Annotated in this window: 12 protein-coding genes; 11 read left to right on the top strand and 1 reads right to left on the bottom strand. The window is 70.9% G+C overall.

Features of this window, described 5'->3' with window-relative positions:
* Positions 1 to 56: 56 nt before the first annotated feature.
* The 7 genes from ETO60_RS02455 to ETO60_RS02425 all read left to right on the top strand — a co-directional run bounded on the left by ETO60_RS02455 (position 57) and on the right by ETO60_RS02425 (position 12,998).
* Entirely contained in the window at positions 57 to 2,390 is a 2,334-nt protein-coding gene (locus tag ETO60_RS02455; RefSeq protein WP_130002370.1) for a TonB-dependent receptor, read from the top strand.
* Positions 2,391 to 2,408: 18 nt separating this feature from the next.
* Positions 2,409 to 4,088 carry an alkaline phosphatase D family protein gene (locus ETO60_RS02450; protein ID WP_130002368.1) on the top strand — a complete coding sequence of 560 codons (1,680 nt, stop codon included), beginning with the start codon at positions 2,409 to 2,411 and terminating at the stop codon, positions 4,086 to 4,088.
* A 69-nt stretch (positions 4,089 to 4,157) separates the two neighbouring features.
* A complete protein-coding gene (locus tag ETO60_RS02445) occupies positions 4,158 to 5,141 on the top strand; it encodes a hypothetical protein (RefSeq protein ID WP_130002366.1) in 984 nt (327 codons plus the stop codon).
* Between the two features lie 13 nt (positions 5,142 to 5,154).
* A complete protein-coding gene (locus ETO60_RS02440) occupies positions 5,155 to 5,604 on the top strand; it encodes a hypothetical protein (RefSeq protein ID WP_130002364.1) in 450 nt (149 codons plus the stop codon).
* 77 nt (positions 5,605 to 5,681) lie between these two features.
* The gene (locus tag ETO60_RS02435; RefSeq protein ID WP_130002362.1) at positions 5,682 to 6,773 is read left to right on the top strand and encodes a DUF11 domain-containing protein; all 1,092 of its coding nucleotides are present in this window, start codon (positions 5,682 to 5,684) and stop codon (positions 6,771 to 6,773) included.
* 25 nt (positions 6,774 to 6,798) lie between these two features.
* Entirely contained in the window at positions 6,799 to 11,826 is a 5,028-nt protein-coding gene (locus ETO60_RS11180; protein WP_165362090.1) for a carboxypeptidase-like regulatory domain-containing protein, read from the top strand.
* Positions 11,823 to 12,998, top strand: coding sequence for a hypothetical protein (locus ETO60_RS02425; protein ID WP_130002360.1), 1,176 nt, complete (start codon positions 11,823 to 11,825; stop codon positions 12,996 to 12,998). The genes ETO60_RS11180 and ETO60_RS02425 overlap by 4 nt, the downstream gene beginning before the upstream one ends.
* Here ETO60_RS02425 and ETO60_RS02420 read toward each other — a convergent pair.
* The gene (locus ETO60_RS02420; RefSeq protein WP_130002358.1) at positions 12,988 to 15,117 is read right to left on the bottom strand and encodes a S8 family serine peptidase; all 2,130 of its coding nucleotides are present in this window, start codon (positions 15,115 to 15,117) and stop codon (positions 12,988 to 12,990) included. The two genes, ETO60_RS02425 and ETO60_RS02420, sit on opposite strands and share 11 nt — an antisense overlap.
* A 191-nt stretch (positions 15,118 to 15,308) precedes the next feature.
* Between ETO60_RS02420 and ETO60_RS02415 the strand changes: the two genes are divergently transcribed.
* The 4 genes from ETO60_RS02415 to ETO60_RS02400 all read left to right on the top strand — a co-directional run bounded on the left by ETO60_RS02415 (position 15,309) and on the right by ETO60_RS02400 (position 19,861).
* A complete protein-coding gene (locus ETO60_RS02415; protein ID WP_130002356.1) occupies positions 15,309 to 15,998 on the top strand; it encodes a PilZ domain-containing protein in 690 nt (229 codons plus the stop codon).
* 88 nt (positions 15,999 to 16,086) lie between these two features.
* Positions 16,087 to 17,658, top strand: a complete 1,572-nt coding sequence (locus tag ETO60_RS02410; RefSeq protein ID WP_130002354.1) for an NAD(P)/FAD-dependent oxidoreductase — start codon at positions 16,087 to 16,089, stop codon at positions 17,656 to 17,658.
* Positions 17,655 to 18,083, top strand: a complete 429-nt coding sequence (locus tag ETO60_RS02405) for a GtrA family protein (protein ID WP_130002352.1) — start codon at positions 17,655 to 17,657, stop codon at positions 18,081 to 18,083. The genes ETO60_RS02410 and ETO60_RS02405 overlap by 4 nt, the downstream gene beginning before the upstream one ends.
* On the top strand, positions 18,080 to 19,861 hold the full coding sequence (locus ETO60_RS02400; protein WP_130002350.1) for a hypothetical protein: 1,782 nt from the start codon (positions 18,080 to 18,082) through the stop codon (positions 19,859 to 19,861). The genes ETO60_RS02405 and ETO60_RS02400 overlap by 4 nt, the downstream gene beginning before the upstream one ends.
* The last annotated feature ends 121 nt before the right edge of the window (positions 19,862 to 19,982 follow it).

Raw genomic sequence — 19,982 nt, 5'->3', positions numbered from 1 at the left:
GCGCGCGTTGAACCTGTGCCTGTCACGGGCCGCCGCGAACAGCAACGGAGCACCTCATGTTTCCTCGTCGCCTGCCTCGCGTCCTTCTCCTCGCCGCCGCCCCGGCCTGCGCCGTTTCCGCGCACGCGCAGCCGGCCGCGCAGCCCGACACCGCCACGGCAGGAGAGGGGGCGGTCAACGAGATCATCGTCACCGCGCAGAAGATCGAGCAGCGCGCCCAGGACGTGCCGATCACCATCTCCGCCCTGACGGGCTCGCGGATCGAGGCGCTGGGCGTCAGCGACCTCGACGAGCTGTCCGCCTATGTGCCCGGGCTCAACATCCAGGAGCAGAGCGCCAACAATCCGGGCGTCGTGATCCGCGGCATCACCTCCGACTCCGGCTCGGCCCAGCAGGGACCGCGCGTGACGCTCTATTACAACGGCGTCGACATCTCCCGCTCGCGCGGCAGCTATCAGGCGATCTACGATCTCGAGCGGGTCGAAGTCATCAAGGGTCCGCAGGCGACCCTGTTTGGGACCGCGTCGGCCGTCGGCGCGATCAGCCTCGTGTCGGCCCGGCCCCGGCCGGGCGTCTCGGCCGCGCTGACCGGCGGTGTCGGCAATTTAGACCAGACCCTGCTGTCGGGCTTCGTCAACGCCGGCGACGACGTGCTGGCGCTGCGCGTGGCCGGCGAGTGGCGCAGGCGCGACGGCTACGTCGTCAATCTCGCGCCTTCGCAGGAGCGGGACCTGTACGCGCAGAACCAGCTCGGACTGAGGGCCTCGCTGCGCCACACGCCGGACGAGCGGACAGTGATCGACCTCATCGGCACCTACGACCGGCAGCGCAACGGCGGCACCCCGTTCATCTCGCGGCGGCTGCCGCCCGGCGACCCGTTCGGCCCCGCCAACCTCGGCGGATCCCCGTTTTCGGCACAGGCCCTCGGCAATGTGCAGCTCGGTCTGGAGCGCGACGTGTACGACCTCAACCTCACGGCCAGCTCGGCCCTGACCGACAGGCTGACGTTCACCACGGTCAACGGCTACCGCCGTTTCGACAGCGCGGAAGTCTTCGACGCCGACGGTTCAGCGGCGCCGTTTCTCGAATTCGCCGAGATCGCGGACGGTTGGCAGGTGAGCCACGAAGGCCGCTTCGCCTACGCCGATCCGCGCTGGCGGGCGGCGTGGGGCTGGAACATCTTCAAGGAGAAGGGACGGCAGAACGTGCCCTTCTCGACTGAGGAAGGCGTGTTTCTCCAGTGCCTGACATCTCTCGTGACCGGCGCGCCGCTGATCCCCGGCATCGCCTGCGTGGCGCCGGACGGCAGCGTGCCGGCACTGGCCGTGACCCGGCTGGCGACGGGCGGCGCGCGGACGGCGATTCCCTACCGGTCCGTGTTCGAGAACCGGGGCGAGAACGATGCGTGGTCGCTCTTTGCCGATGCCACCGTCATTCCCGTCCCGGCGATCGAACTGACCGCGGGTGCGCGGGTGCTGATCGAGGAACGCCGCTCGGGCTTCACCGCCACCGTTCCCAACGCCGTGCTGTCGCGGGCGCCGCTGATCCCCGGCCAGATCGACACCGCAGGCCAGGTCTTCGCAGCGCGCGCCTCGTACACCGCTGTGCTGCCGCGCTTCAACGTCCTGTTCAGGCTCAGCGATTCGGCCAACCTGTTCGGCACCGTCTCCAAGGGCCGCCGCTCGCCCGTGGTGCAGCTCAACGCCCGGCGGCTTGCCTCCGGCGCGCCGGCGCCAAACCTTCAGCTGGTGCCGGAGGAGACGGTGTGGAACTACGAGGGCGGGGTGAAGCTGGCCACGCCGCTCCTCTCGGGATCGCTCGGCGTGTTCTACCAGAAGTACGACGGCTTCCAGGTGAGCGTGGTGCAGCCCAACGGCACGACGGTGACGCAGAGTGCCGGAACGGCCAGCAACCTTGGCGTGGAAGCGGAAGCGAGCATCCGGCCGGCACGCGGCGTCGACCTGTTCGCCGCTGTGGGCTACATCGATGGCGGCATTGACGAGGACAGCCGCTTCGCGCCGCAGTTCTCCGGCGCGCGCTTCCGGCTGCAGCCGGAATGGCAGGCGGCAGCCGGGTTCACCCTCGACGCGCCTCTCGGGGCGGGGATGCGGGTGTTCGCCACGCCTTCCGTGACCTACCGCAGCCGGATCTTCTTCGAGCTGCCCAACAATCCGCTGATCGCGCAGGAGGCCGTCACCCTCGTCAACGCCCGCGGCGGCGTCAGCTTTGCCGGCGACCGGTTCGAGGTTGCCGCCTTCATTCGCAACGCCACCAACGAGCGCTACCTCCTCGATGCCGGCAACACCGGCGGCGCCTTCGGCATTCCTACCTTTATTCCGGCCGAACCGCGGCTCTATGGTGTGCAGCTGACCGCCCGGGTCGGTCGCTGAGCTGCGGGGAGACGTTCCATGACGACGTTGCCGATCGACCGACGCGGCGTGCTGGGCCTTGTCGGTGCGGGCACGGCCAGCGTGCTGCCCGGCTGCGCCACGACGGCGGCTTCCGCCGGACCCCTGCGCTTCGACCATGGCGTCGCCAGCGGCGACCCTGCGGCGGACGGGGCGGTGATCTGGACCCGGGTGACCCGGTCCGGCGGCGGCGCAGGCGGCGATGTGCCGCTGCGCTGGACCGTCTCCGCCGCGCCGGGAGGTGCGCCGGTGCGGCGCGGCACGGTCATGGCGCGCGCCGCGGCCGATCACACCGCGAAGGCGGAGGTCACGGGCCTCGCCGCGGGGCGGGACCACTGGTACCGCTTCGTCGCGCCGGACGGCAGCGTGTCGCCCGAAGGGCGGTTCCGCACCCTGCCGGTCGGCCCCGTCGACGAGACGGTGTTCGCGGTCGCTTCGTGCCAGCTTTACCCCGGCGGCTATTTTAACGCCTATGCCGACATGGCTGCCCTGCCGCGCCTCGACGCGGTGCTGATGCTGGGCGATTACATCTACGAGTACGGCGTCGACGGGTACGGAGCGGACATCGGCCGTCGCCTCGGCCGCCTGCCCGACCCTGCGCACGAGACGGTGACGCTGGCGGACTACCGGCGGCGCCACGCGCAGGTGAAGAGCGACCCCGACATGCAGGCGGCGCATGCCCGCGCGGCCTTCATCTGCGTGTGGGACGACCACGAAGTGACGAATGACGGCTGGATCGGCGGCGCCGAAAACCACCGGGCGGAGACTCAGGGCAGCTGGGCCGCGCGCAAGGCCGCGGCGATGCAGGCCTATTTCGAGTGGATGCCGATCCGCGATCCTGCCGCCGGACGGTCGCAGACGGCGATCTACCGTGCCTTCGAGTTCGGAGACCTCGCCACGCTGGCCATGGTGGAAACCCGCCTGCTGGCGCGTGACGAGCAGGCCGCGTTCAAGGGCGATGTGCCCGGAGCCGACGAGATCGCCCGCGTCCTGCGGATCCGTGACGAGCCCGGGCGCGAACTGCTTGGCGCTGCGCAAAGCCGCTGGCTCGAGGGCGTGCTAGCCCGCTCGGCGCGCGCGGGCAAGCCGTGGCAGGTGATCGGCAACCAGACGATCATGGCGCGGGTGGACGGACCCGACCTGCGCCGGGCGCTGGGGGAGGACGGATACCGCGCCGCGCTGGCCCGGGTGCCCGAGCAGTTCCGCGCGCGTCTCGAGCAGGCGCAGGCCGCCTACCGCGCCGGAGTGCCGTTCAACCTCGACGCGTGGGACGGCTATCCGCATGCGCGCGAGCGGCTCTACCGCCTGTTCGCGCGTGCCGGATGCCGTCCCGTGGTCGTCTCCGGCGACAGCCATGCGGCATGGGCGAACAACCTTCACGATGCCGCCGGAACGCTGCGCGCGCTCGAGGCCGGCTGCACCGCGATCACCAGCCCGTCCTACGGCTCGGTGCTGCCGGGTCTCGGCCGCGTGCTCGCCGCGGCCAACGCGGAGGTGGCCTACTGCAATCAGGACGCCAAGGGTTACACCCTGCTCACGCTGACGCCGCAGGAGGCTCGCGCCGAGTTCATCGCCGTCTCAAGTGTCACCGAACGGCCGTTCACGCGGTCGGTGGACGCCGCCTTCGCCGCCCGGCCGGGCGCCGGCGGCGGCGCCTGGCATCGGCCCGTGCGCCGTTGAGGCGCGGATCCACGGCAACCCGCCGGCGCGCGCACGGCTCGTTAATTAATTAACCCTATAGAGCGGCGCATGACGACACCGCGCCTCCCGCTCCGTTCCGCCGCCCTTGCCGGCGCTGCTCTTGCCGCCGCCGCCTTGTCGGCCGCGCCGCTGACCGCGGGCGGGGTGGATGCCGGCACCCTGATCAGCAACACCGCCACCGCCACGTTCACCACGGGCGGGCATCCCCAGTCGGTCACGTCGAACACGGTCACCGTGCGGGTGGACGAGCTGCTCAACGTCACCACCGTCTCGAACGATGCCGGGCCGGTGACGATCAACGGCAGCGCGGTGCTCGCCTTCACGGTCACCAACACCGGCAACGGACCCGAAGCCTTCACCCTGCTCGCCGATCCGAACGTCGGCGGCAACGCGTTTGCCGCCTCGGTGAGCGGCCTTGCCCTCGACACCAACGGGAACGGCACCTACGAGCCCGGGGTCGACCTGCCGCTGATCAATGGCGGCGCGACCCCGGTCCTTGCGGCCGATGCCAGCCAGGTCGTGTTCGTCCTGGTGAGCGCGCCGACAGGCCTCGCCAACGGCGCCACCAGCCAGGTTCGGCTGCGCGCGGAGGCCGTGACCGGCACCGGCGCGCCCGGCACCCTGTTCGCCGGGGCCGGTCATGGCGGCGGCGCGGCGGTGGTCGGCACGTCCGGTGCCAGCGCGCTCGGCAATGGCGGGCTGGTGGCACAGGTCGCCGCCGTCTCGCTCGTGAAAAGCGCCACCATCGCCGATCCGTTCGGTGGCAGCCGCCCGGTTCCGGGCGCCACCGTCACCTTCAGCATCGTGGCCAGCGTCGGCGGCGGCGCCGCGGCCGACGCGCTGGTCATTGCCGACGCAATCCCGGCCGGCACCACCTACCGCCCGGGCAGCCTGCGCCTCGACAACGCACCGCTCACCGACGCAAGCGACGGCGATGCCGGCGCCTTCATCGGCAACAGCGTCCGCGTCGACGCAGGCTCCGTGCCCGTCAGCGCGACCCGAACCGTCACCTTTGCCGTCACCATCGACTAGAAAGCGCCGAACCATGTTTCATCGTCCACTGATCGCCTGCCTGTGCGCGTCCCTGCTCGCGGCCACGCCGCTCAGGGCGCAGGAAAGCCCGGTCGCGCTTCGCGGCGAGGTCCATGTCGTACGTGTCGTCGACGGGGTGGAAACGCGGCAGCCGCCCGAGCAGGTCGTGCCGGGGGACAAGCTCGTCTTCTCCACCCACTACCGCAACACGCAGGCCGTCGCGGTCGACGGGTTCGTCGTCACCAATCCGCTGCCCGCGCAGGTTATGCTCGCCGCGGACGGCCCGTTCGAGGTGTCGGTGGACGGGGGCACCGAGTTCGGCCCACTCGCCAGCCGGACCTTAACCGAGAACGGCGCGGTCCGTCCGGCCACGCTCGCCGACGTGTCGCATGTGCGCTGGACGGTCGCCCGGCTCGAGCCGGGGGCGGAAGGAGAGCTGAGCTACTTCGCGACCGTGCGCTGAGGCGCGGCTCGCCGGGGGAAACCGCCAGGCCTCGCAGGCGGTCGGGATCTGACGCGGGGCAACAGAAAGGCTGAAACATGAGACGCACGAGCACCTGGCTCGCTGCGGTGAGCGGGCTGGCGCTGGTCAGCACGCCCATCGCGGCGCAGTCCGCGCCGGTCGGCACCGCCTCCGGCACCGACATCACCAACACCGTCCAGGTCAACTACACCGTGGGCGGCGTGGCGCAGAACCAGATCACCGCCACCGACACGTTCAAGGTCGACCGGCGGATCAACGTCACCGTCGCGACGCTCGACACGGCGGCGGTGACCGTGTCGCCGGGACAGACGAACGCGGTGACGACGTTCACCGTGACGAACAACTCCAACGCCACGCTCGATTTCCTGCTTGCCGCCACCAATCAGGCCAGCGGTGCGGCGACCTTCGGCGGCAACGACAACTTCAATGTGACCAACATCCGCATCTTCCGCGAGACCGGGACAACGGCCGGGTTCGACGCCAGCGACCAGCTGGTGACGTCGCTCAGCAACCTTGCGTCGGGCGATGCGGCGACCGTCTATGTCGTCTCGGACATGATCATCACGCCCGGCTCCCCGCCAGTGCTGCCGGCGAATGGCGACATCGCAACGGTGATCCTGTCGGCAACGGCGGCATCGGGCGGAACGGCGATCACCCAGACGCCCAGCACAACGCCGAACGGGCGGACGACGGTGGAAACCATCTTTGCCGACCTCGCGGGGGTCGCCACCGGCGACACGGCGCGCGACGGGCGTCATTCCGCCCGCAGCGACTACCGGGTCAGCGGCGCGGCGCTGACGGTGACCAAGGTGAGCCGGGTCATTGACGACTATCTGGGCAGCAGCAGCCCGCGGTCCGTTCCAGGGGCGCTGGTGGAATACTGCATCGTCGTGACCAACGCCAGCGGCGCGGCCGCGGCCAATGCCCTGGCGCTGACCGACGTCGTGCCGGCCGCCATGACCTACGAACCGGGCACGGTGTACCTCAACGGCGCCTTCACCGCGCCCGACACCTGCGCCGCGACCGGCGGCACGGCGGGCAGCGACAGCGCCAACTACAACGCCGGCACCCGCACCGTCAGCCACACCTTCAGCAGCATCGGTGCCGGGGAGACCCGCACCCTCCGGTTCCGCGCCAAGATCAACTGACGCGATCCGGACGGGAGGGGGAGAGGTGATCGTCTTGCGTTCGGGCCGGAGGCTCGCGGCGGCGGTGGCGGCGGTGCTGGGCGCGCTGCTGCCCCTGCCCGGCGCGTCCGCCCTGGCGCAGACGATCACCAACACCGCCGAGGCGCGGTGGACCGGCAGCGGCGGGCCGGCGACCACCCGCTCGAACACGGTGCGCATCGAGGTGGAGCGCCCGGCGGCGGCCATCGCGTTCCTCGCGCGGAGCCGGACGGCGGGACAGAGCCTCGCATGGCGCACGCCGCAGTGCGGAGGCGGGGCGGTCGGCCTGCCGGACATCGCCGCGCACAGCGCCGCCTCCATCACCCTCGCGCAGACGCGTGGCTACCGCGTCGGCGAGACCCTCTACTTCACCCTGACCCTGCCGCAGGCCAACATCGACCCGAACGCCATCGACGTGGTGGACGTCTCCCTCACCGGCGGGGGCGGCGATCGCGAGACGCTTTCCGTCTTCGAGACCACCGTGAACAGCGGCGTGTTCATCGGCGCCATCGCGACCGCACCGCCGCCGGCGGTGTCCGGGGATTGCCGTCTGGCGGTCGGGGCGGGCGAGATCGTCCGGCTGGCCGCGCTCGCCCGGGGGGGCGGCACGACGGTGCTGAGCGCGGCCATCGCCTTCGCCGACACGCCCATGCCGGCGATCGCCTTCGACAGCGCCACCGGCGCACCCGTGGACGGTGCCAGGATCACCGTGGTGGACGCCGCCACCGGACAGCCGGCGGCCGTGTTCGCGCAGGACGGCGTCACCCCTTGGCCGAGCACCGTCGTCACGGGGCGGGAGGTGACGGACGGCGCCGGCCGACCGGTCGCGATGCGGCCAGGCGAGTTCAGCTTTCCGCAGCTGCCGGCCGGTGCCTACCGGCTCCGCGTCGAGCCGCCCGCAGGCTATGCCGCGCCCTCGCGCGCGCGCGCGGCCGACCTCGCGCGGCTCGAGCACCCCTACGGCGGTCCGCTGCATCTGGCGGACGGGTCGTGGGGTGCGGCCTTCACCCTTGCAGCGGGGCAGGCCTTGCTGCTCGACGTGCCGCTCGATCGTCAGCAGGCAGGGCTGCGGATCAGCAAATCGGCATCCCGCGCCCGCGCCGCGCCGGGCGATGCGGTGTTCTACACGGTGGAGATCAGCAACCCCGACGCTGCCGAGCGTCGCGGCATCGTGTTGACGGACGCGGCCGGCCCCGCGCTGCGGCTGCGCGCAGAAACCCTGCGGCTCGACGGGCAGACGCTGGCGCCCGGTGCGCTGACACTGGATCGGAGCGGTCCCGGCTTCCGGCTGGCTCTCCCGCCGCTGCCGGGCCGGGCGCGGGCGCGTGTGACCTACGCCATGAGCGTGCAGCCGGGTGCGCCGGCGGGCGAGGCGGTCAACACGGCGACGGCGGACGATGGACGCGCGCCGGCGGCCGCCGCAACGCACGCGCTCATGATCGAACGCGACACCATCGCGAGCCGGATGACGGTGATCGGGCGCATCACTGCCGGAGCCTGCGGTGAGTCGAGGACCGGCGCGGGCATTCCGAATGTCAGGGTCGTCCTGCAGGACGGCAGCTTCGCCGTGACCGACCGAGACGGCCGGTATCATTTCGATGGGCTGGAGCCGGGCACCCATGTCGTGCAGCCGCAAGTGCAGACGCTGCCCGTCGCCGGCCGGTTCGTGGAGTGCGCCTCCTCCACCCGCACCGCCGGCCAGTCCGCATCACGCCTGGTGACGGGTCAGGGCGGAAGCCTGGTGGTGGCCGACTTCGTTGCCGAGGTGCCCGGCTGGACACCGCCCACGGCCGATGCGGCCGAGGCCGATGCCGAAAGCCAGCGCGCCGCCGCGCGCGAAGCCGCCGGAGCCGACGCCGACTGGCTGGCCGCCGGCGCCGGACCGCCGGCGTTCCTGTTCCCGGATGCCGGCCACAATCCGCGTGCGCCCGCGATCCGCGTCGCGGTCCGGCACGGTCCGCGCGAATCGGTGCAGCTGCTGGCGAACGGGCGTCCGGTCGACGCCCTCGCCTTCGACGGGACGGTGGCGGCGGCAGACGACACCTTCGCGGTGAGCGTCTGGCGCGGCGTGCCGCTCGCAGCGGGGCGCACGGCGCTGTCCGCGCGCATCCGCGCCGCCGATGGAACAGCGGTCACGACGCTTGAGCGGGAGGTGTTCTACACCGGCGGCCCGTGGCGTGCCGCGCTTCTGCCCGGCCGTTCGCGCCTGATCGCCGACGGCGCCAGCCGCCCGGTGATCGCGGTCAAGCTGACCGACCGGCAGGGACGCCCCGTCCGCGCCGGCGTGTCGGGCACCGTGGCGATCAACGCGCCGTATGAAAGCGCCGCCGCGCTCGACAGGGCAAGCAGCGCCGGCATCGGTCCTGCCATGCACGGTGCGGCTGCGCCGACCTGGTCGGTTGCGGACGACGACGGCGTGGCCCTGATCGAGCTTGCGCCGACGATGGTCAGCGGCCCGCTGCACCTTCGCTTCACCTTCGTCGACGGCGACATGTCGCGTCAGCAGCAGCTTGAGGGGTGGATCGTTCCGGGGGAACAGGAATGGACCCTTGTCGGGCTGGCCGAAGGGACGCTGCACGCGGACGCTCTCGATGGCGGGGCGCAGACCGGGCACCTTGGCGCCGTGGGCGAGAACCACGGACGGATCGCCTTCTACGCCAAGGGGCGGGTGCTCGGCTCGCTGCTGCTGACCGCGGCCTTCGACAGCGCGGGCAGGGCCGCCGATCGACGCCTGCTCGGCAGCATCGATCCCAAGGCCTACTACACCGTCTACGCCGACGGCTCGGGACGCGGCTTCGACGCACCATCCCGCGAGAAGCTGTACGTGCGGCTGGAGGGGCGCACCTTCTATGCCCTGTATGGCGACTTTGTCGCTGCCTTCGACCAGACGCTGCTCGGCCGCTATGTGCGCACGCTGACGGGCGTCAAGGCCGAGGCGCTGGTCGGTGACGCGCAGGTCCAGGCCTTCGCCGCCGAGGCGCAGAGCCGCGCCCGGCGCGAGGACATTCAAGGCAACGGCCTGTCCGGTCCCTACCGGCTCGGCAGCCGCGCCATCCTTGCCAACAGCGAACGGGTGGTGATTGAGGTGCGCGACCGGATCCGGCCCGAGATCGTCATCGCCCGGCGCGAGCTGGTGCGCTTTGCCGATTATTCCATCGACCTTGCGGCCGGCACGCTGCGTCTCGCCGCTCCCCTGCTGTCGCGCGACGCGGATCTCAACCCGCAGTTCCTGGTGGTCGACTACGAGGTGGACACGCTGGCGGGATCGGGTGACTGGACCGGCGGCGCCAGGGCGACGATCGCGCCGGTCGATGATGTGCGTCTCGGCGTCACCGTCCTCAGCGAGAGCGACGGGGCAGAGAACGTGCGCCTCGCCGCCGCCGACCTGCGGGCATCGCTCGGCGATGCGACCGAAGTGCGGGCCGAATTCGGCGTCACCGCGCGCGGGGCCGAGACGGCGTCGGCCTGGCTGGCGGAGGTGGAGCACCGGACGGGCAGCATGGACCTGCTCGGCTATGTCCGGTCCGTGGACGCCGCATACGGTGTCGGTCAGCAGAACGGCGCCGAACTGGGCTGGCGCAGGATCGGCCTCGATGCCCGCCTCTCCGCGAGTGACTCCGTGTCGCTCGTCGGCAGCCTGTGGCAGGCGGACGAGCTGTCCGGCGCGGCCCGGCGGCGCGCCGCCCGCCTCGGGCTGGTGTGGCGGACCGGAGACAACGACGTCCGGCTCGGCCTTGCGCGGCTAGAGGACCGGCTGGCGACGGGTGACACGGCCCGCTCGACGGTGGTGGAGGCCGGGGCGACACGCCGCCTGCTCGGCAACCGGCTGGAGCTGGACGCCAGCGCGTCGGTGGCCCTCGGCGAAGCGGAGGCGATCGACCTTCCGGCGCAGTACCGCCTTGGCGCGCGCTTTGCCCTGCTGCCGGACGTGCGGCTGGTGGCCAGCTACGAACTTGCCGAGGGGGAGGCGATTTCCGCCCGCACGCTGCGGGCGGGGGTGGAGGTCACGCCGTGGCGTGGCGCACGCCTGCTGTCGACCTTCGGCACGCAGGGTGCCGACGACACGGGCGCGCGGCAGTTTGCCGCCTTCGGTCTGGCGCAGACCCTCGCCGTCACCCCGGCACTCACGCTCGACGCGACGCTTGACCACAACCGCGCGCTTGGCGGTCGCGACGCCGCTGTGCCCGAGCCGCTGCATCCGGTCGCCAGTGGCGGTCATCTGGGTGCGGACGGTGCGCTCTTCGAGACCTTCACGGCCGCAACGCTCGGAGCCACCTGGCACCACGAGCGGTGGACCGCATCGGTCCGCGCCGAGCATCGCGCCGGCGAGGACGCCGACCGCAGCGCGGTCACGGCGGGCATTCTGCGGCAATTGGGAGAGGGGCGGGTGCTGGGCGGAGGTCTGCTGTGGACCCGTGCGTCGGCGGACACGGGTGCGGTGGCGGCCATTCTCGACATCAGCGCGGCCGGCGCGCTGCGTCCGGCCGATTCGTCTCTTGCCCTTCTCGGCAAGCTTGCCTTCCGCAGCGACGAGGTCCGCGCGGTCCCCGGAACGCCTTCGCCCGACATCACTGCGCTGACCATCGACGGAGACGCGCTGTCGCGGCGGCTGATTGCCAGCCTCTCGGCCAACTGGTCGCGCCAGCCGGGCAGCAGCGGCGCCGCGCGCGAGGCGGAGATCGGCCTGTTCGTGGGCGGGCGGTACGCGCTGGAGCAGCAGGGCGGCACATCGCTGGAGGGCAGCAGCCTGCTTGCCGGTCTCGACCTGCGCTTCTCGCTCGCCGAACGGGTCGAGATCGGCGGCGTCGCGACAGTGCGGGGCGATCTGGAGAATGGCACGCTGGTCTATGCCGTGGGTCCGCAGATCGGCTTCACGCCCGGCGGCGGCATCCTGCTGCTGGTCGGCTACAATCTGGCCGGCTTCACCGACCGCGACTTCGCCGCCGCCCGGGTCACGCAAGAAGGACTGTTCGCATCGGCCAAGATGACGCTCGACACCGGCACGTTCGGCTTTCTGGGACTGGGACAGCGGTGAGCGGGCGCCGGCTCGTCTGCGCGGCGCTGGCAGCGGGAGCGGCGGCGCTTGGCGCGGCCGGACCGGCGATGGCCACCTGTCCCGCGGCCAACGAGTTCCGCTTCAGCTTCGCCAGCTATGCCACCCAGCAGCTGAGCTACGGCTCGACCTATCCCTACAGCGCGCGGACGACAGGCGGCACGCAGCAGACGTTCACCATGGCCCTGTCGCAGGACGGGCTGAGCAGCACGGCCGCGGGAGGGCAGACCATGCCGCGGATCGGCACCGTCGTGACCGGACCCGCGATGCAGAACGCACTGAATCTGGGCGGCGTCTTCGTGGGACGCACGGGCGACATCACCGGCTCGAGCCGGGTGATCCGCGCCGTATTCACCTTTTCCCAGCCGGTCCGCAGCTTTTCGATGACCCTGTTCGATGTCGATGCGGCACCCGACCAGTTCCGCGACTGGATCGGGATCTGGGGCACGGATGCCGGCGGGAGCAGGTACACGCCGGCCCTGGTCTCGCCAGCGGGCAACGGCAACCAGACCGGCCAGCCGGCGACCGCCGCCGGGTCGAGCGTCACCTTCCAGCCGGCCGGCACCCTGGCGGCGCAGGCGTTCGGCAACGCCGATTCGCCCAACAGTTCGGACACCGGCACGATCAACGTCGCGTTCGCGCAGCCGGTGACGCAGGTGATCTTGGCCTATGGCAACGCGCCCCTCACCGCAGGCGAGACGCAGACAAGTCAGCAGGCGGTGGGGATCAGCGGGATCGCCTACTGCCCCATGCCGGCCCTGACGGTGACCAAGACGTCGACGGCGGTGAACGGCGGGCTGGGCGCCTACAATTTGCCGGGCGCACAGGTCACCTACGCGCTGATCGTCACCAATTCGGGAGGGAGCCCGGTGGACGCTTCCTCCCTGACGCTCGCGGACGTGTTGCCCGTGCAGGTCAATTTCCTCAATCAGCCGTTCGACGGCACGACGACCCTGCCGGTCAAGGTGGTGAGCGCCGGCGGCACCACGCTGACGGCGGCCGGGCTGAGCTACCGGCGGCGTTCGGGCGGCGCCTTCACCTACGTGCCGTCCCCGGACGCGGACCCCGAGGTTGGCGCCATCCGGATCGCGCCGCAGGGGGAGCTGGCGCCCGGCGGCACACTGCGGCTGGAGTTCCGGGCCGTCATTCGCTGATCGGGAACCGCGACCCGGCCGCACGGCGCGGCCCGAGGCGGGTCCACCACCGCAAGGAAGAGCTGAACTCCCCGTCTTCCGGCCCGCCGGCGGCGTCGAAGCGCAGCCCGCCGTGCCAACCGACCCGCTCCCAGCCGAAGCCGAGGCGCGGAGCGAAGTCGCCGCCGAGCGGAACGGTCCGCCGCGTCACGCGCACCGCGCCGGTCGAGCGGTCGAACCCGACCGGAACCTCCATGGCGAGCGACCCGCCAATCAGGGTGAAGGGATGGTCCACCCGGACCACGAGGACATCCTGGCCGTGCGTGACGCGCACCTCCGCTCCGCCCCGTGCACCGACGAGAAGGGTGGCCTTCTGCACCAGCTGGTCGGGGGCGAGGCGAAGCCGGGCAAGCGCCAGTGTGGCATAGCCGCGCACAGCGAGCCTTCCTCGCGCGCCTTGGAGCCTCGCGTCGAACACGGCCGTGCGCGCCCCTGTGGCGAGCCGCAGGGCTCCCGCCCCCGCCGGGGTGCCCAGCACGCGGCCGTCCTCGTCGATCAGGGCAAGGCCGAGCGCCCCGCCGGCGCCGGTGCGCGTCAATCCGAAGGCCGTCGATGCGGAGCCGGGTGCCGCTGGTGCGCGGACATCGAGGTGCCAGGCGCCCGCTGTGCGCGTCACGGTTCCTTCTCCGCCGCCGGTGTGTGGCGGCATCAGCGTGTCAAGGGCATCGGCAAGCCCGGCCCCGCTGCCATCCATGTGCATGGTGCCTGACAGCGACAGGCTTCGATGCCAGTCATGTGCGAAGCGGTTTGATGTCTGCGGCGTCAGAAGGCCAAGCGCCTCGTCGCCAAGAGTGAAGTCGCGCCCCCATCTGTCCACGACCGTCAGCCCGCTCAACGATTGGCGCAGGCGGTCGGCGGGGAACAGGTCGCCGATGATCATGTGTGCGCCGGCGAGCGCCGTCGCGTGCCGGGCGGTGTGCAGCTTCGGTGCGGCTGGGGACAGCGCCGCCTGCACGTCGATGAGGCCCATGCCGAAGACCGGATCCGGCCCCGGCGTACCCAGATCGCGGCTGCTCGCAAGGATGATGCGGCCGGCGTCCTGTCCGCTCAGGTGCGGCCACCGCTCGAGGATCAGCGCCGCGAGCCCGCCGACCTGAGCCGCCGCGGCGCTCGTCCCGGAAAAGGTGACGGCGCTCCCGGTGGCATCGTGGGTGACGACCGATCCGGGGGCCACGACGCACCGGTCGGCCAGGGAGCCGCAGTGGTTGGCGTAGGGCGCGGGGAGGAGGGCGCCGCCCTGCCACTCGACCGCGGACACGAACAGCCACGCCGCCCTGTTGGCGGGAGTCACCTCGCCGCTCTCCCCCGGCGCGTCAGCGCCGGCATTGCCGGCCGACTGGACGACAAGGCCGCCGGTCAACCCGTAGGCGGCGACCGCATGGGCAAGCAGCGAAGCCTGGTCGGCGGCAACAGAGCGGCCGATGGCGCGGGTGACGACCGGCAGACGCGCGTCGGCGGCGCGGGTGAACTGCGCCGCCATGACGGCGTCGAGGCCGGAAGCCGCGGGGGTGCCGCCATATGGCACGGGCAGGGACACGATCTGCGCCTCGGGCGCGATGCCCTGGACCCCCGTGCCGTTCCGCCGCGCGGCGATGACCGCCGCGATCCGGGTGCCGTGGTCCCGGGCTGACGCCTCATCGCCGTTCGGTGCTGGTGGCGCGTGCGGATGCGCCTGTCCGGTGGCACTGGCCGTCGCGGCGTGGCCGCCCCATGTCAGCACCTTGCCGGCCAGTTCCGGGATCTCGGCCACCCCGCCGTCCATGACGCCCACGCGCACGCCCCGCCCGCCAAGGCCATTCTCCCGCGCCCACAGAAGCCCGATCGTTTCGGCCGCGACATAGTTGCTGCGGTATTCGGCGTCGTCCTCGCGCGACCGGCTCGGCTGCTGCGCCTCGGGCGTCACAAGCGGCGCACCGGACCGTGGCGGCGGGGTGGCCAGGACCGCAGGCGGGGGCACAACGGCCAGCGGCGGCGGCGGTGCCGCGGTGGCAGGCGGCGCAGGGCTCGCGCCGCAGGCTGTCAGGCTCAGAACCGCTCCACCGCCGAGAATGGAGCAGCCCAGACCGCGCATCGTGATCATGTCGCCGCACCTCCTGCCCGGCTGGATTGCCAGGTGTGTTCGGGAGAAGGGTGCGCGATCAGGTTTTCATCAGGAACGAACAGCCGCCTAGGGAGATGTCCCAAGTGCCGAACCGCCCGCGTGGCACACAGGTCAGGAGCCGCGCGGCTTTATCTTCGCATTAACGCGTAGATTTCTATTCAGGTGTCAGCATGACCGACGCCGCCAGTCATCCATCCGGCTTTGCAGCATCAGGGGATCCGCACGCGGTGGCGCACTCAGCTCATGACCGAACGGAAGCCGGACCGGCCGGCGATCCACGCCCGAACCAGCGCGCCGCGCCGCGCTACGTTTCGCTGATCCGCGCGGCGAAACTCGTTACCGAGGCAGGAGAATTCGTCTGCGTGGTGCGCGACGTCTCGCAGACGGGGGTGAAGGTGAAGCTGTTCCACCCGCTTCCACCGCGTCTCGGGACCAGAGCGCCCGCACTGGAACTCCAGAACGGCGAGCGGTTCGCGCTCCGCCTCGTGCGCCATGGCGAGGGAGAGGCAAGCTTCGCCTTCAATGCCCCGGTGGCGGTGGAACGGCTGATCCGGGAACACTGGACGCATCCCAAGCGGCAGTTCCGCCTCAACATGACCCTGCCGGTCGAGGTCTTCCGCGCCGCGGAGTGCTGGTCAGCTAGGCTCGACAACATCTCCCAGCAAGGCGCGCGGCTTGTTCTCGACCGCGACTTCGCGGTGGACCAGCTGCTGCGGATCGAGGGTGCGGAGCTTGGCGTGATCATGGCCAAGGTGCGCTGGCACCGGGACGGGCATTCGGGGCTCGTGTTCGAGAACACCTTCAGCCTGGCCGAGATCGCCCTGCTCGCGGCGCGCGTGCAGTGCCCGGAGATCGTCTGACCTCTCCGAGGTCCGCCGAGCCGCGCCTTGGCGCTTTGTTAACCATTCGGCGCCACACAGTCCTCAGGCCAGTAGGGGGATTGCGATCGTGAACAGCGGGACGGGCGTGGATGCGGACGTGGATGTCGCCATCATCGGAGCCGGCCCCGCCGGCCTCACGGCAGCCTATCTGCTGACCAAGGCGGGGCGCAGTGTCGCCATCATCGAGCAGGATGCCACCTATGTCGGCGGCATCAGCCGCACGGTCGAACACGAAGGGTTCCGGTTCGACATCGGCGGCCACCGGTTCTTCTCGAAGTCCAAGGCCGTCGTGGACCTGTGGAACGAGATCCTGCCCGACGACTTCATCCAGCGGCCGCGCATGAGCCGCATCTATTACGAGGGGAAGTTCTACTCCTACCCCTTGCGGGCGTTCGAGGCTCTCCGGAACCTCGGTGTTCTGCGATCGGTCGCCTGCATGGCGAGCTACCTTCGCTACCGCGTGCGCCCGGTCCGGGACGTGCGCTCGTTCGAGGACTGGACCGTCAACCAGTTCGGCCGCACGCTCTATTCCATCTTCTTCAAGACCTACACCGAGAAGGTGTGGGGAATGCCCTGCGACGAGATGAGCGCCGACTGGGCGGCGCAGCGGATCAAGGGGCTGTCGCTGTGGGGCGCGGTCGTCGACGGGCTGAAGCGCTCGCTCGGTCTGAACAGGCGCCCCAATGACGGACAGGCCGTCAAGACGCTGCTGGAGACGTTCCGCTATCCGCGGCTGGGACCGGGCATGATGTGGGAAGCGGCGCGCGACCGTGTCCTGGCGAGCGGCAGGGGGCAGATCCACATGGGAACTGCGCTCGAACGGCTCTCCGCCGACGGCGCGGCGTGGCGCCTTCAGGCGCGCTCCGGCGCGGGCGTGATCACGATCCGCTCGGATCATGTGATCAGCTCGGCACCCATGCGCGACCTTGCGCTCCGGCTGCATCCGCTGCCGCAAAGCACCATGCAGGCCGATCGCCTGCGCTACCGCGACTTCCTGACCGTCGCACTCAAGATCCGCTCTGCCGATCTGTTTCCCGACAACTGGATCTACATTCACGACAGCAAGGTGAAGGTCGGCCGGATCCAGAACTTCCGCTCCTGGTCGCCGGAGATGGTGCCGGATCAGAACCTCGCCTGCGTCGGCCTCGAGTATTTCTGCTTCGAGGGGGACGATCTGTGGACCTCCACAGACGCCGAACTCGTAGCGCTTGCCACCAGGGAGATGGAGATCCTCGGCCTGTGCCGGCGCGACGATGTGGAGGGCGGCTTCGTCGTGCGCCAGGAGAAGGCCTATCCGGTCTACGACGAGGAGTATGCGTCGAATGTCGATGCGATGCGCCGCGAGCTGGAAGAAAAGCATCCGACCCTGCACCTCGTCGGCCGCAACGGCATGCATCGGTACAACAATCAGGACCACGCCATGATGACCGCCATGCTGACGGTGGAGAACATCATCGCCGGCGAGCGCATCTACGACACGTGGTGTGTCAACGAAGATGCCGAATATCACGAGGAAGGGTCGGAAGGGGGTGACGTGCGGATTCCCGCGCGGGCACGCCTTGATGCCGACCAGGTCGCCGCGCTTGCGTCGGTTCGCGATGTGCCCGCGCGCGTCGATCCGGCGCGAAAGGCGGCATGATGGTGCGCCTGCCGGACGTGCCTGCCATGCTGCGGTTGCCCCGGACGGCGCCTTACCTTCTTGCCAGCGTGGCGGCGCTCGGCGTTGATCTGGCCGGCTTCGTCGTGCTGGTCGAGGTGCTCGGTTCCGCTCCGGCTGCCGGCGTCCTGTCCTACAGCGCCGGCATCGCCGCGCACTGGCAGCTCTCGAGCCGCCTTGTGTGGGCCGACCGCGTGTCGCGCGAACCGGCGCAGCGGATCGTCCAGATGAGCCTCTTCCTGCTGTCGGCCCTGATCGGGCTGGCGCTGACCGCGTGCGTCCTGGTTCTGGCGGAGTGGGCCGGATGGGCGCCACTGGCCGCGAAGGCGGTGGCGGTGGCCGTCAGCTTCTGCGCGACCTATCTCCTGCGCGCCGTTTTCGTCTTCTCCGACCGTCAGCGTGCATGATCGAGCGGCGGATCCGGTGGCGGCAGATGCCGTGGTTGGCCGTCTGCGTGGTCTGGGTTGCTGCCGCCCTCGCCTATGCCCTGCTTCGCTGGGAGGCGATCGGCTCGCTCCGGTTCTTCGACACGGATGATGCCTTGCGCATGGTGCAGGTCCGCGATCTGCTGTCCGGGCAAGCGTGGTTCGATCTGCGGCAGACGCGCATCGTGGGCCTTGGCGACGGGCCGATGCACTGGTCGCGACTGGTCGACCTGCCGCTCGCCGCGTCCGTGGCCGGCCTGACGCCACTCCTCGGCGCCGGGGGGGCTGAACGAATGGCTGCGACGCTCGTGCCGCTGCTGCTGCTGTTCGCCACGATGGCGATCGCGGCGCGGATTGCCTCGCAGTTCCTCGACACCGCGGCCGCTGTCGCCGCCGCGATTGCCCTGGCCGCCATGCCCATCGTCTTCCTGCAGTTCGGACCGCTGCGCATCGACCACCATGGCTGGCAGGCGCTTCTCCTCCTGGCCGCGACGTGGGCGCTCTCCTGGCGCAACGCGGCACGCGGCGCCTTCGCCGCCGGTGCGGCGATGGCGGCCGGAACGAGCATCTCGCTTGAACTTCTTCCCATGGCTGCTGTCGTGGGCGCCGTGTTCGCATGCCGGTGGATGTGCTCCCGGCGCGACGGCGCACACCTGCTGGCCTATCTGCAGACGCTTGCCGCCGGACTGGTGCTGCTGTTCCTGCTGACACGCGGCGTTGCCGACCTTGCTCCGCATTGCGATGCCATCGCCCCACCGCATCTCGCGCTGTTCAGCGTCGTGGCGCTCGGCGTCGGCGTGGTGGTCCGCCTCAAGCACCTCGCGCTCGCAGGACAGGTCGGCGCGCTTGCACTCACGGCTGCGGCCGCAGGCGCGGTGTTCGCCGCCGCCGCGCCTCAGTGCGTCGGCTCTCCGTTCGGACAGCTCGACCCTCTCGTGCACCGCTACTGGTACCTCAACGTCAAGGAAGGCATGCCGCTGTGGGAGCAGCCGGCCAAGTTCGTGCTCCTGGCGCTACCGCCCGTCATCCTTGGCATCGCCGGATGCGCCATGCTGGCGGCGCGGTCGCGCGATTGGCTGCGGCGGTGGTGGAGCGAATACCTGTTCGTGCTCGTCATGGCGACGGTGGCGGGTCTGCTGACGTCGCGGTCGATCCTCTATGCCTCCGTGCTGGCGGCGGTGCCGGTCGGGTGGCTGGCGTCGCGGGCCTTTCTCGCCGCGGCCGAGATCAAGCGCCCGGTGCCGAAACTCGCCTGCACGGCGGTCGTGCCGCTGATCCTCCTCCCCGCCCTACCGGTCGCGATGGCGGAACCGGTGCTCGCCGCGTCGAACCAGCAGCACCAGAACCGCGAAGAGCTGGAGAAGGGGTGTGACGTGACCGCCATCGCCGCGACGCTGAACCGCCTGCCGCCCGGCATGGTGCTGGCGCAGATCGACCTGGGGCCCCACGTCCTCGCGCACACACGCCACGATGTCATGGCGACCGGGCACCACCGCGGGGATGCCGGGATGCACGCCGTCATCCGCACCTTTACTGATCCCGGTTCAGAAGGAGCAAGCCGCCTTGCAACAACAGGCGCACACTACGTGCTGGCCTGCATGCCCATGACCGAAATGCAGATCTACCTCACGAACGGGCACGCGGACTCGCTGGCAGCCATGGTCCATCACAGCCGAACCCCGCCGGGTTGGGAGCGCGTGGACGTGGCGCCGCCGTTCACGCTCTGGCGGCGCGCGTCGGCGCCTGCGGCGCGGCCGTAGTTCCCGACGCGTCCCAATCGCGCGAAGTGCACCCGCCGCTGCCTGTCAGGCGGACCGGAATGGATGGCAGTGCGGTCAAACCAGCCGGTGCAGGTGCCCACCGCTTTCGCGAAGGCTGAGG

The sequence above is a fragment of the Qipengyuania thermophila genome, assembly GCF_004153605.1.
Classification (GTDB): Bacteria; Pseudomonadota; Alphaproteobacteria; order Sphingomonadales; family Sphingomonadaceae; genus Qipengyuania_B; species Qipengyuania_B thermophila.
Note: the sequence above shows the minus strand (reverse complement) of the source record. Positions and strands in the feature narration are given on the sequence as shown.